The sequence below is a fragment of the Pseudoxanthomonas sp. F37 genome (assembly GCF_022965755.1).
Lineage (GTDB): Bacteria > Pseudomonadota > Gammaproteobacteria > Xanthomonadales > Xanthomonadaceae > Pseudoxanthomonas_A.
In genome coordinates, this window is sequence record NZ_CP095187.1 from 1,556,592 (window position 1) to 1,569,549 (window position 12,958).

General features: G+C 69.8%; 12 protein-coding genes. 9 read left to right on the forward strand and 3 right to left on the reverse strand.

The annotated features are described in order from the left end of the window. The first annotated feature begins 75 nt into the window (after window positions 1–75). Entirely contained in the window at window positions 76–3,402 is a 3,327-nt protein-coding gene (locus MUU77_RS07165; RefSeq protein ID WP_245093225.1) for a PAS-domain containing protein, read from the forward strand. A 416-nt stretch (window positions 3,403–3,818) separates the two neighbouring features. Continuing rightward, on the forward strand, window positions 3,819–4,307 hold the full coding sequence (locus MUU77_RS07170) for an 8-oxo-dGTP diphosphatase (RefSeq protein WP_245093227.1): 489 nt from the start codon (window positions 3,819–3,821) through the stop codon (window positions 4,305–4,307). Between the two features lie 408 nt (window positions 4,308–4,715). On the opposite strand, the gene MUU77_RS07175 is transcribed toward MUU77_RS07170, so the two are convergent. Both MUU77_RS07175 and MUU77_RS07180 read right to left on the reverse strand, forming a co-directional pair. After that, on the reverse strand, window positions 4,716–5,381 hold the full coding sequence (locus MUU77_RS07175; RefSeq protein WP_245093229.1) for a response regulator transcription factor: 666 nt from the start codon (window positions 5,379–5,381) through the stop codon (window positions 4,716–4,718). A 132-nt stretch (window positions 5,382–5,513) separates the two neighbouring features. After that, window positions 5,514–6,281, reverse strand: a complete 768-nt coding sequence (locus MUU77_RS07180) for a 3-hydroxybutyrate dehydrogenase (protein ID WP_245093231.1) — start codon at window positions 6,279–6,281, stop codon at window positions 5,514–5,516. 143 nt (window positions 6,282–6,424) lie between these two features. Between MUU77_RS07180 and MUU77_RS07185 the strand changes: the two genes are divergently transcribed. The 7 genes from MUU77_RS07185 to MUU77_RS07215 all read left to right on the forward strand — a co-directional run bounded on the left by MUU77_RS07185 (window position 6,425) and on the right by MUU77_RS07215 (window position 12,782). Next, entirely contained in the window at window positions 6,425–8,248 is a 1,824-nt protein-coding gene (locus MUU77_RS07185; protein WP_245093233.1) for a D-(-)-3-hydroxybutyrate oligomer hydrolase, read from the forward strand. Between the two features lie 92 nt (window positions 8,249–8,340). Next, entirely contained in the window at window positions 8,341–8,955 is a 615-nt protein-coding gene (locus tag MUU77_RS07190) for a CDP-alcohol phosphatidyltransferase family protein (protein ID WP_245093235.1), read from the forward strand. A gap of 70 nt (window positions 8,956–9,025) precedes the next feature. Beyond that, entirely contained in the window at window positions 9,026–10,417 is a 1,392-nt protein-coding gene (phaE, locus tag MUU77_RS07195) for a class III poly(R)-hydroxyalkanoic acid synthase subunit PhaE (protein WP_245093237.1), read from the forward strand. Further along, window positions 10,414–11,484, forward strand: a complete 1,071-nt coding sequence (locus MUU77_RS07200) for a class III poly(R)-hydroxyalkanoic acid synthase subunit PhaC (RefSeq protein WP_245093239.1) — start codon at window positions 10,414–10,416, stop codon at window positions 11,482–11,484. Before phaE ends, MUU77_RS07200 begins: the two co-directional genes overlap by 4 nt. Before the next feature lie 215 nt (window positions 11,485–11,699). Then, on the forward strand, window positions 11,700–12,077 hold the full coding sequence (locus tag MUU77_RS07205; protein ID WP_245093241.1) for a DUF5329 domain-containing protein: 378 nt from the start codon (window positions 11,700–11,702) through the stop codon (window positions 12,075–12,077). 42 nt (window positions 12,078–12,119) lie between these two features. Continuing rightward, window positions 12,120–12,323 (forward strand): PspC domain-containing protein, encoded by a 204-nt coding sequence (locus tag MUU77_RS07210; RefSeq protein ID WP_245093243.1) that lies wholly within the window; start codon window positions 12,120–12,122, stop codon window positions 12,321–12,323. 3 nt (window positions 12,324–12,326) lie between these two features. Next, complete coding sequence (locus MUU77_RS07215; protein ID WP_245093245.1) at window positions 12,327–12,782, forward strand: hypothetical protein; 456 nt, start codon at window positions 12,327–12,329, stop codon at window positions 12,780–12,782. Here the strand turns inward: MUU77_RS07215 and MUU77_RS07220 are convergent. Further along, window positions 12,776–12,958 (reverse strand): hypothetical protein, encoded by a 183-nt coding sequence (locus tag MUU77_RS07220; RefSeq protein WP_245093247.1) that lies wholly within the window; start codon window positions 12,956–12,958, stop codon window positions 12,776–12,778. The two genes, MUU77_RS07215 and MUU77_RS07220, sit on opposite strands and share 7 nt — an antisense overlap.

Genomic DNA, 12,958 nt, shown 5'->3' on the forward strand with positions numbered 1-12,958 from the left:
GCAATGGGCGGGGGACGGCGCCGATCGTCGGCGCGGTAAGATCGTGGCTGGGCCGACAGGACGATTCGAGGAAGCATGCTGAGCATCGGTATCGTGGTGCTGGCGGGGCTGCTCTGGCTGGGCGTGCTGTTCGGCTCGGCGCTGTATGCCGAGCGCCACCCGCGCGTGCTGGCGGTGCAGTGGCCGTACATCTACGCGCTGTCGCTCGCCGTCTACTGCACGTCGTGGACGTTCTTCGGCACGGTGACCCAGGCCGCGCGCTACGGGTGGCCGCTGCCTCCCACCTTCGTCGGCACCATCCTGCTGTACGTGTTCGGCGCGTTCCTGCTGGTGCGGTTGGTACGGATGGCGCGCGAGTCCAATGCCACCTCGCTGGCCGACCTGATCGCCACGCGGCTGGGCAAGGACGGGTGGCTGGCGGCCACCGTCACCCTGGTCGCCGCGCTGGGACTGATCCCCTACATCGCGCTGCAGTTGAAGGCGGTGGCGATGAGCTTCGCGCTGCTGACGCGCTCGCCGGGCAACGACGCGCTGCCCGCCTGGCAGGACAGCGCGCTGTACGTGGCGCTGGCGATGGCGGTGTTCGCGATGCTGTTCGGCACGCGCCGCGCGAGTGCGGCCGAACACAACCGCGGCCTGGTCCTGGCGATGGCGTTCGAGTCGCTGTTCAAGCTGGCGGCGATGCTGGCGCTGGGCGTGTTCGTCTGGTGGGGCCTGCCCGAACTGCCCGAGGTGCCCGCCGTGCAGGCACCGCCGTCCACCACCTACGGCTTTCTGCCGCTGGTGGCATTGGGCGTGCTGGCGATGTTCACCCTGCCGCACCAGGTGCACGTGGGCGTGGTGGAATGCCGCGACGAGCGCCATGTGCGCACGGCGCGCTGGCTGTTCCCGCTGTACATGGTGCTGATGGCCGCGCCCCTGCTGCCGCTGGCGCGCGCGGGCGGCGCGATGTTCGGCGATGCGGTGCCGTCCGACCTCTACGTGCTGGCGCTGCCGCTGTCGCAGGGGCAGCAGGGCCTGGCACTGCTCGCGTTCCTCGGCGGCCTCAGCGCCGCGACCGGCATGGTGGTGGTCAGCACGCTGACGCTCAGCCTGATGATCGGCAACCACTGGCTGGCGCCGGGCCTGTTGCGCGGCGGCTGGCTGCGCGGCACCGGTGGCGACCTGCGCGGCGCGGTGCTGGCGCAGCGGCGCATCGGCATCGTCGCGGTGATGTTGCTGGCGTGGGCGTACAGCCGGCTGATCGCGGGCAACGATGCGCTGGCCGATGTGGGAGCGGTGTCGTTCTCGGCGCTGGCGACGCTGGCACCGGCACTGGGCTTCGCCATCTGGCGGCCGCAGACGCCGCCGCGCGCGGTGATCGCCGGCATCGTGGCGGCATTCGCCGTGTGGGTGTGGCTGCTGCTGCTGCCGGTGACGATGGACGCGCGCGGCGTGGCGCCGGCCTGGCTGCAGGCTGGCCCGTTCGGCATTGCCGGGCTCTCGCCCGATGGTTTCTTCGGATTGACCGGATGGAGCCGGCTGGGCCGCGCGGTGGGCGTCAGCCTGTTCCTGGGCACGGCGGTGACGTTGCTGGTGATGGGCTGGCGCGGCACGGCCCCGCGCAGGCTCGACAGCCGCGGTTTCGATGCCAAGACCCTGCGCGATGCCGGCCGCCGCTTCCTGCCGCGCGAACGCGTGGAGGAACTGCTGGCCGATGCGCCGCGCAGCGGCCCGGTGCCCGGCGCGATCGAGGCGCGCCTGGAGCGCGAACTGTCGGCCGTGCTGGGCTCGGCTTCGGCACGCCTGCTGCTGGATGCCGCGCGACGCGAGAGCGGTGACCTGGACACGGTGGCCGCCATCGTCGGCGAAGTCTCCCAGGACCTGCGCTTCAACCAGCAGGTGCTGGAAGCCGCGCTGCAGAACATGAGCCAGGGCATCAGCGTGATCGACCGCGAGCAGCGGCTGGTGGCATGGAACCGCCGCTATGCGCAGATGTTCGGTTTCCCGTCCGAACTGCTGCAGGTCGGGCGTCCCATCGCCGACCTCACGCGATGGGCCCTGCAACGCATGCCGCAGCGCGGGCAGGACGAACGGGCGCTGGACCGGCGGCTGGCCTTCATGCGCGCCGGCACGCCGCACCTGACCGAGCGCGTGTTTCCCGACGGCAGCATCGTGGAGATCCGCGGCAATCCCATGCCGGGCGGCGGCTTCGTGGCCACGTACACCGACGTGACCGCCTCGCGCCAGGCCGAGCGCGAACTCAAGCAGGCCAACGAGACCCTGGAGCAGCGCGTGGCCGAGCGCACCGCACTGCTGGAAACGGCCAAGCGCGAGGCCGAGCATGCGAACGATGCCAAGAGCCGCTTCCTGACCGCGATCGGCCACGACCTGCTGCAGCCCTTGCACGCTGCGCAGCTGTTCACCGACGCGCTGTCGCAGCAGCTGCCGGAACAGCGCCAGCGCGACACCGCTCTGCAGGTGCGCGGCGCGCTGGATTCCACCACCGACCTGCTGACCGGCCTGCTGGACATGTCGCGGCTGGAGGCCGGCGGGCTGGTCCCCGAGCCGCGCGACCTGCCGCTGATGGACGTGCTGGAGCCGCTGGCGTCGGAATTCCGCGTACTGGCACGCGAGCGCGGCCTGTCGTTCGCGATGGTGCCCACCCGTGCCTGGGTGCACACCGATCCGCAGCTGCTGCGCCGCATCCTGCAGAACTTCCTGGCCAATGCCGTGCGCTACACCGCACGCGGCGGCGTGCGGCTGGGCGTACGTCGTCGTGGCGCTCGCCTGCGCGTGGAGGTGTGGGATACCGGGCCGGGCATCGCCGAGGCCGAGCAGCGGCGGATCTTCGAGGAATTCCGCCGCGGCGACGACGTGCCGGGGCAGGGCCTGGGACTGGGCCTGTCGATCGCCGACCGCATCGCCATGCTGCTGGACGCGCCCCTGTCGCTGCGCAGCCGGGTCGGGCACGGCGCCGTCTTCGCGGTCGACCTGGTGCGGGTGGCGCCTCCCGTGGCGACGCCTTCACTGGCCGGCAAGCCCGGCCTGGCCGGCCGCCATGTGCTGGCGGTGGACAACGATCCCGACGCGCTCGAGGCATTGCGCCAGGTGCTCATGGGGTGGGGATGCAGCGTGGCGACCGCCAGCGATGGCGCAGCTGCCGACGCTGCGTTGCGCGCACGGGCCGCGGACCTGTGGCTGTTCGACTATCACCTGGATGCCGGCGACACCGGCGTCGCGCTGGCCGAACGCCTGCGTGCCGCGCATGGGCAACGTCCGTGCCTGATCCTGAGCGCCGACCAGACCGAGGCGGTACGCCGCGCGGTACGCGACGCCGACCTGCCGCTGCTGGCCAAGCCGGTACGGCCGCTGGCGCTGAAGTCGGTGCTGGACCGCTTGCTGGTGGCGCGGGCGATGTGATGACGCGTCGTCGTCCCAGCGAATGCTGGGTCCCATCTGCTCCTACTGACGGCATCCGGGCCCTCATGGGAAATGGATTCCAGCGTGCGCTGGAATGACGGGACGGAGCGGATCACACGCCAGGGCTCCCTCCGTCGTCCCAGCGAACGCTGGGACCCATCTGCTCCTACTGACGGCATCCGGGCCCTCATGGGAAATGGATTCCAGCTTGCGCTGGAATGACGGGCCGGAGCAGATCACACACCCGGACTCCTTCTCCGTCGTCCCAGCGAACGCTGGGACCCATCTTGCGCTTGCGGTTCCGAGCACAGGGCGGGGAGCCCGCGGAGATCAACATCAAATGGATTCCAGGTTCGCCGGGACGACGGTCGAGGGTTCACAGGTAGAATCACTCCTCCGCTGCTCACCGATCCCCCATGCCCTACACCCCCATCGTCGCCACCCTCGGCTATGTGCTGTCGCCCGATCGTTCGCAGGTGCTGCTGATCCATCGCAATGCGCGCCCGGACGACCTGCACCTGGGCAAGTACAACGGCCTGGGCGGCAAGATCGAGCGCGACGAGGACGTGGTGGCCGGCATGCGCCGCGAGATCCACGAGGAGGCCGGCATCGACTGCGAGGCGATGACGCTGCGCGGCACCATCAGCTGGCCGGGCTTCGGCAAGCACGGCGAGGACTGGCTGGGCTTCGTCTTCCTCATCACCACGTACAGCGGCACACCGTTCGAGCGCAATCCGGAAGGCACGCTGGAATGGGTGCCGGTGGAGAAGATCATGGAGTTGCCCCTGTGGGACGGGGATCGCCACTTTCTGCCGCTGGTGTTCGACGAGGACCCGCGCGGCTTCCACGGGGTCATGCCGTACCGCGACGGCCGCATGGTGTCGTGGGGCTACTCGCGCATCTGAAGCGACCGGCGGGGCGTGGGCGCGACGCGAGTCGCGATCTCGGATGGCTCATCGCGACTGGCGTCGCTCCCGCAGGAGATGGAAGCGGGGAGTGTTCCACGGTACGACTTTTCCACACCTGCTGTGGAATGACATTGGGGAAACCGTGTGGATAACCGCGTCCGCGCCTTGCGGCGCAAGCCTGTCAAGATGGATGGCGAATTTTTGACCAGGCCGTGACGGTCCCGTGTCCGGGTTGTCCACACCCGGTGTGGATGGTTCGTCGACCAACATGTGGATAAGCCTCGGCGCGCTTTGCGGCACAAGGCTGTCAAGGTGTGTGGCGAATTTTTGACCGCGCCCCCTTGGCCTGCGGTCGCCGGCGACTCCGCACGCGTCGCAACGCGCGAACAATGCAGCCGTGGAACCTCAGCCCTCGATATGCCGCGCCGGGTCGGCCAGCTCGAGTTCCCTCAGCACCACGCCGGCCTGCGTGCGGTTGCGCACGCCCAGGCGGTCGAAGATGGCGGACAGGTGCGCCTTGACGGTGCGCTCCTGCACGTCCAGGCGGTCGGCGATCTGCTTGTTCAGCAGGCCCTGCGCCACCAGCGTCAGCACGCGGAACTGTTGCGGGGACAGGCTGGCCAGGCGGCCCGCCAGTTCGGTGTCGTGTTCGGACGACTGCGCGCGCGCCACCGCGCCACGCAGCGAGGCCGGCAGCCACTGCTCGCAGGCCAGCACGCTGCGGATGGCGTCGCGCAGTTCGTCCAGGCCGGAACTCTTGGGCAGATAGCCCGCGGCGCCATGGTCCAGCGCACGCCGCACCACGCGCGGATCGTCGTTGGCCGACACCACCACCACCGCGACCGCAGGGAACTGCGCGCGGATCGCCGCCAGCCCGGCCAGGCCGTGATTGCCGGGCATGTGCAGGTCCAGCAACACCAGGTCGATGTCGTCGTGCGCTTCCAGCGTGGCAATCACCCCGTCCAGCGATTCGGCCTCGCGCACCGTCAACTGGGCCACGGCATCGGCGGCCGCGCCGCGCAGGGCGGCCCGGAACAGCGGATGGTCGTCGGCGATCAGGAGGCTGGGCATGGGCGAGGAACGAGTTGGGAGGAACGAGGAACGAGCGACGGAACGCGCGACGTGCCGGGACGATGTACCGAGTTGCGCCAGCAGGCTCCCACTCGTTTCTCGTTCCTCAACCCCCGTTTCTGGCTTCCTGCTTCACTGTACCGTCCACCCGCCATCCACCACGATCGTCTGCCCGGTGATGTTGCGCGCGGCAGGCGAGGTGAGGAAGGCGGTGATGCCGGCCAGTTCGTCCAGGCCGATGAAAACGCCCTTCGGCATGGGCTTCAGCATCACCTGGCTGACCACGTCGGCCTCGGAAATGCCGCGGGTACGCGCCTGGTCGGCGATCTGCTTGTCCACCAGCGGCGTCTTCACGTAGCTGGGGCAGACGGTGTTGATGGTGATGTCGGTGTCGGCGGTTTCCAGCGCCAGCACCTTGGAGAAGCCGACCAGCCCGTGCTTGGCCGCCACGTAGGCGCTCTTGTAGGGGCTGGCCACCAGCGCGTGGATGCTGCCGATGTTGACGATGCGGCCGAACCCGCGTTCGCGCATGCCGGGCAGCACGGCGCGGGTCAGCCGCGCCACGCCCACCAGCATCACCTGCACCAGGAAATCCCACTTCTCGATGGGGAACTCCTCCAGCGGCGACACATGCTGCAGGCCGGCATTGTTGACCAGCACGTCGATGGGGCGCGAGATCGTGGCCAGCGCGGCATCGATGCTGTCCTGCGAGGTGACGTCCAGTGCCACCGCCTCGGCGGAACCGCCCGCGGTGCGGATCTGCGCGGCGACGGCTTCGGCGGCCTCCAGGTTGAGGTCGCTGACGATGACGTGGCGGCCGGCCTCGGCCAGCTGGGAGGCGATGCCGGCACCGATGCCGCTGGCCGCGCCGGTGATGAGGAGGGTGTGGGTCTTCTGCATGGGGGCTCCTGCGTGCTGCGGCTAGGGTAGCAGGCAGGCGTCCGCCGTTCGTGGTACCAAAGTACGATGACGGGACTTCCGTGGCGCGGTAGTTTCGTGGCATTGACCGGAACCATGGATGCACTCCAGGCATGAACGCGACGATGCGACTTTCCTGTGGCGTATGGCTGGCGGCGATGCTCGCCGGCTGCACCAGCGCCCCCTCCAGGCCCGAGGCCGTGACCCACATGATCCAGCCCCAGCGCGTCACCGAGCACCGCGGCGATGACGACCTGCTGACCGCGGGGCTGGGCCTGGACGGCCTGCGCGCGATGGCGGCCCCCGCGTTCGCCGATCCCGCCCATCCCACGGCCGCCGAGCTGCGCCGCCGGGCGATCTGGGGGAACTGGCGCGGCATCGCCGACCTGTCGCCGAGCGGCGGCTATGGCCAGGCCTACGGCAGCGTGGCCCGGGTGCCGGGGCGCGAATACTCGGCACTGGCGAAAGTGCCGGGGGCGGCGCAACCGCACCGCGTGCTGGTGCAGGTACCCGACAACTTCGACACGGGCAAGCGCTGCATCGTCGTCACCGCCTCGTCGGGTTCGCGCGGCATCTATGGCGCCATCGCGGTGGCCGCGCCGTGGGGCCTGCCGAAGGGCTGCGCCGTCGCCTACACCGACAAGGGCGCGGGCACGGATTACTTCGACCTCGACGAACAGCGGGGTGCGCGCGAGGACGGCACGCCCGGGGCACTGGGCACCGACACGCTCGCGTTCGCGCCCGACGCGCCGGTCGGCGCCAGCGGCGTGGCGGTCAAGCACGCGCATTCCAAGGACAATCCGGAAGCGGACTGGGGCCGGCACGTGAAGCAGGCCGCCGAGTTCGCGCTGGCGGCGCTGGACCAGGCATTCCCGCAGGCGGCGCCGTTCCGCTTCGACAATACGCGCGTCATCGCGGTCGGCATTTCCAATGGCGGTGGCGCGGTCCTGCGCGCCAGCGAGGAGGAGGGCGGCTGGCTGGACGCCGTCGTCGCCGGTGAGCCCAACATCTACGCCGCCGATGCGCCCGGCGCGCGTTCGCTGTACGACTACACCACCGAAGCCGCGCTGCTGATGCCCTGCGCATTGCTGGACCTGCCGGCGGAATCGCTGCCGCAGCCGCCGCTGCGCGCGCAGGTGGAACCGCTGTGGGTCGCGCGCTGCGCCACGCTCAAGGCCGCCGGTCTGGTCACCGGTGGCGACGCGAAGGCGCAGGCGGCCTCGGCCCGTGCGCAGCTGAAGGCGAACGGCTGGACCGACCAGGCGCTGGTGGCCGGCGCGCTGAGCGTGGGCTTCGACCTGTGGCGCGCGGTGGCCGTCACCTACGCCTCGGCCTATGGCCGCTACGGCGCGGGCGAGCATCCGTGCGGGTACGCGTTCTCCGCGCAGAATCCGGACTTCAGCGCACGCGCGGCGAGCGCCGCGGAACGCGCAGCGTGGTGGTCCGACGGCAGCGGCATTCCCCCGGGCGCGGGCGTGGGCATCGTCGACACGCGGCTGGCACCGCCGGACTTCACCCTGCCGGGCCTGCAATGCCTGCGTGCGCTGCAGGCCGGCGAGAGCGACGATGCGCGCCGCGTGCAGGCCGGTATCGCGCAGACCTCGGCGCGCTTTCCGCGTACGCGCCGTCCGGTGGTGGTGATCCACGGCCTGGACGACGGGCTGGTGCCGCCGGCGTTCTCCAGTGCGCCGTACGTGGAGGCCGCGCGCGCCGCCAATCCGGACGTGCGCTACTGGCAGGTGCGGCATGCGCAGCACTTCGACGGCTTCCTTGCGCTGCCGGCCTACGGGGCGCGCTATGTGCCCCTGCTGCCCTACGTGTATGCCGCGCTGGACCAGGTCGACGCCACGCTGGATGGCAGCAGGGAGCTGCCGGCGAATGCGCTGATCAACGCCAATCCGCGCGGCACGGGCAGCGTGGAAGCCAGCCAGTTCGCGATTCCGCGGTAAATCTGGTGGTGTGGGGGCGAGCCGGGCCCCCCGCGACGGATTCACCCGGTTCGGCTTACCCTGTAGGCCGTTCCCGGCCGACCGGCGCCCCCATGTCCCGACACTTCTCCATGATCCGCGACTTCCAGCTGGCCGACTGGTTCACGCTGGGCAACGCCTTCTGCGGCACCGGGGCCATTTTCGCGGCGATGCGCTTCCTGCAGGAGGGCATCCTGCGCGACCTGATGATCGGCATGGCGCTGATCCCGCTGGCCTTCATCTTCGACGCCCTGGATGGCCGGGTGGCGCGGTGGCGCAAGCAGGCCTCGGTACTGGGACGCGAACTGGATTCCCTGGCCGATGTGATCTCCTTCGGCGTCGCCCCGGCCGCACTGGCCTATGCCTGCGGCATGCAGGGCGGCTGGGACTGGCTGGTGCTGTCGTACTTCGTGGCCTGCGGCGTCAGCCGGCTGGCGCGCTACAACGTCACCGCCGAGACGCTGGCCGAGGGCGGCGACAAGGTGAAGTTCTTCGAGGGCACGCCCATTCCCACCAGCCTGGTGCTGGTCATCGTGCTGGCCGTGGCGGCCTACCTGGGCCACGTCGGCCCACAGCTGTGGCTGGGTTCGCTGAAGCTGGGGCCCTGGCTGCTGCACCCGCTGGTGCTGCTGTATGCCGTATCCGGCACGCTGATGATCAGCAAGACGCTGCGCATCCCCAAGCCCTGAACCCGCCCGCGCGGGCGCGTCATGCACGCGTCGCCGGCCGCGGCTAGAATCGGTCGGGAAGGGAGGGCACATGGCGACAAACGTTCCACCGTGGCCGGGCGATTTCGAATCGGTGGCCCAGCAGTACTGGAGCCTGTGGGGCGACGCCCTGCGACAGGTGGGCGCAGCGCCGGCGATGCCGATGCCGGGCGCGGCCCCGGGCTGGCAGCAGACGGTCGACTGGTGGGCGCAGCTGGTGCCCGGCGGGCAGGCGCAGGTGGACGAGGCCGTGGGCCGCTTCCAGCGGCAGGCCAGCCAGTGGTTCGGGCAGATGCAGCAGGTCGCGGCGCAGTTCACCGGCCGCGACCACGACGCCACCGACATCGGCCGCGCCTGGCGCTCGGCGCTGGGCATGGCCGAGCCCACGCCCGCGCACAATCCCTTCGCCGACATCTTCCGCAGCATGCAGGGCGGCGCGCACGGACTGGATGGCTGGATGCAGCAACTGCGCCCGTGGCTGGAGAACCTGCAACGCGATGGCGACCGCTGGCTGCACGTGCCGACCTTCGGCCTGGCGCGCGAGCACCAGGAACGCTGGCAGCATCTGGCGCAGGCGTACCAGGGTTACCAGCAGCGCGTGGCCGAATACGACCAGCTGATGCTGCAGGTGGCGCAGGATGCATTCGCGCGTTTCGAGCGCAAGCTGGAGGAACACGCCGAGCCGGGCCGGCAACTGCAGAATGCGCGCGCGCTGTTCGACCTGTGGATCGACGCGGCCGAAGAAGCCTATGCGCAGGTCGCCCTGTCCGAGGATTTCCGCCACGTCTTCGGCGGCCTGGCCAATGCGCAGGCCCGCCTGCGGCTGGGCGTGCAGCGCGAGGTGGAACAGGTCTGCACGCTGTTCGGCATGCCCACGCGCACCGAAGTGGATTCCGCGCATCGCAAGATCGTCGAACTCGAACGCGCGCTGCGCAGGGTCACGCGCGCACAGGCGGCCCCCGTGCGGCGCGCGCCCGTGCAGCGCGCCGCTGCTGAGCCGGTGGAAGCGCCGGTGGTCGCTGAAGCACCGCCGCCGCCTGCACCACGCCCGGCAAAACCGAAGGCGGTGAAGAAGCGTCCGCCTTCGCGCAAGCCTGCACCGGCAGCCAAAGCCGCGCCCAAGAAGCGCGTGGCGGCCAAGAAGACGGCGGCGAAGAAGCCCCCGCGACGGGCCGTCGCCGCGGCGGCGCCCCTCGCCACCCGGCAGGAGCGGGCGCCGGCCGCTGCGCAGGCCGTCGCGCGCAAGCCCGCCAGGGCCAGGACGCCGACCCAGGCCGTGCCGAAGGCGCGTGTGGCCAAAGCGCCGAAGAAAACGGCAGCGCCCGCCAGCAAGCCGGCCTCGGTCGTGTCGATGAAGGACTGGGTGGCCCGCAACGCCGCGCGCGCCGCCACGGCGCAGGCGCCGAAGGCCGCCAGCAAGACGAAGCGGGGTAAAGGCAAGTGAACGGACCGCTCAACTTCACCGCCGAAACGCTGGCCCAGGAGGCCACCACGCTGGTGCAGAAACTCTCCGCCGGCCTGCATACGCTGCCGGAGGTGGACGATGTCCACTATGGCGCCACCCGGAAGCAGGAAGTCTGGCGCGATGGCAAGGTGGTGCTGTACCGCTTCATCGGCGAGAAGGCCCCCACGGCGAAGGTCCCCCTGCTGATCGTCTACGCACTGGTCAACCGGCCGTACATGGTGGACCTGCAGCACGACCGCTCGCTGGTGAAGGGGCTGCTGGCGCAGGGCGAGGATGTCTACGTCATCGACTGCGGCTATCCCGACCGCTCCGACCGCTTCCTCGAACTGGACGACTACATCAACCGCTTCCTCGACGGTGCGGTCGACCACCTGCGCGACAGCCACGGGCGCGAGGCGGTCAACGTGCTGGGCATCTGCCAGGGCGGCGCGTTTTCCCTGTGCTATGCCGCGCTGCACCCCGCGAAGGTCAAGAACCTCATCACCATGGTCACGCCGGTGGACTTCCACACCCCGGACAACATGCTTTCGCACTGGACGCGCGAGCTGGACGTGGACCTGTTCGTCGATGCGCTGGGCAACGTGCCGGCCGACATGATGAACGCCTGCTACCTGATGCTGAAGCCGTTCCGGCTGAACCTGCAGAAGTACGTGGGGCTGATGGACATCCTGGACGACAAGCGCGCCATCGAGGATTTCCTGCGCATGGAGAAGTGGATCTTCGACTCGCCCGACCTGGCGGGCGAAGCCTTCCGCCAGTTCATCAAGCAGTTCTACCAGCGCAACGGCTTCATCAAGGGCGGCATCGAGATCGGCGGCGAACCGGTGGACCTGGGCTTCGTCGACATGCCGGTACTGAACATCTACGCCGAGCAGGACCACCTGGTGCCGCCGGATGCCTCGCGTGCGTTGAAGGACGTGGTGGGCACGGCGGACTACACCGAGCTGAGCTTCAAGGGCGGCCACATCGGCATCTACGTTTCAAGCCGGGCCCAGCGCGAAGTGCCATCGGCCATCCACCACTGGCTGGGCCAGCGCGCGCGCTAGGTGCGCGTGGTTGCGCTTGCGGGAGCGACGCAAGTCGCGATCGCACGGCCCGATGCGCCCCATCCCATCGTCCATCCCCTTGTTGTCGGCCCGTCGGGTCCGTTGCGATGTGTTTCTCATCGCGCTCCGCGGGACCTGTCGGGGTGCGGTCGCGACTCACGTCGCTGCTGCAGGGATGCGTGCATCGTTCATCCGCATTGCGTTAGGGTAACGACATGCCGCTACGCCTTCTGACCATTGCCTGCCTGCTGTCCTGCTGCGCGCCGAGCCTGGCCGCACCCTCGCCAAAGGCCCAACGCGAGATCCAGGGGCTCCTGGACGCGCTGTCGGCGTCGTCGTGCGAGTTCCAGCGCAACGGTACCTGGCATGGTCGCGACGAGGCGCGCAAACACCTGCAGCGCAAGTACGACTACCTGCTCAAGCGCGACCTGGCCGATACCGCCGAGCAGTTCATCGAGCGCGCCGCCAGCAAGAGCAGCATGAGCGGGCGCGCCTACCAGGTACGGTGTCCGGGCCAACCCGTGCAGCCGGCCGCCGTGTGGTTCAAGGCCCGGCTCGACGCATTGCGCGGTTCAGGTGCGCCCGGTCGCTGACGCGCTAGACTGGCGACGGACAACCGTGGGGAGTCGCTGGCGATGAACACCGCATCCAAGCCGTTTGCCAGGTCGCTGAACGACCGCATGATCGCGGGCGTCATGGGCGGCATCGCGCATCGCTACGGCTGGAGCTCCACGCTGCTGCGCGTGATCTTCGTGATCATGTCCATCGCCTCGGCGGCGTTCCCCGGCATCCTGGTCTACCTGATCCTCTGGCTGCTGATGCCGAACGAACAGGACTGACCCATGGCGGGGACGGGGCTGTGGGTCGCACGTGCGGTCGGCATCGTGTGGGCCGTGCCCAATACCGCGGTCGGCGTCCTGGCCGGGGTGGCCGGCATGGCGTTCGGCGCGCGCGCGGAATGGAGCCGCCGCGATTTCGCGCTCGTGTTCCACCGCTGGCCCTGGGGCCCGGGCGGCGCCATCACCTTCGGCAACAGCATCCTGCATACCGGCGACACGCTGGAAGCCGAATGCATCACCTATGAGCACCGTGCCGGGCGCGCGCTGCATCCGCGCATCCGCCTGGGCGACCACGAGCGTGCCCACGTCTACCAGTACATGGTGCTGGGCCCGTTGTTCCTGCCGCTATACCTGCTGTGCGGAGGCGTCAGCGTGCGCAATCCCTTCGAACGCGCCGCGGACCGGTACGCATTGACGGGCCAGGGCTGGTGGCCCTGGGACGGGCGCGCCGGTCAGTGATGCTTCGCGCGGCCCGAACCGGACTTCTTGCCGCCGCCATCCTGTTTGTTGACGGTAGCCCAGGCGATGCGTTCGGCGTCCTCTTTGGAACGGCCGCGCTCGCGCTCGCTGTCCTCGATGTGCTCGGCCTGGCGCTTCTGCTTGTCGGTATAGGCGGATTTTTCGCCACGGGGCAT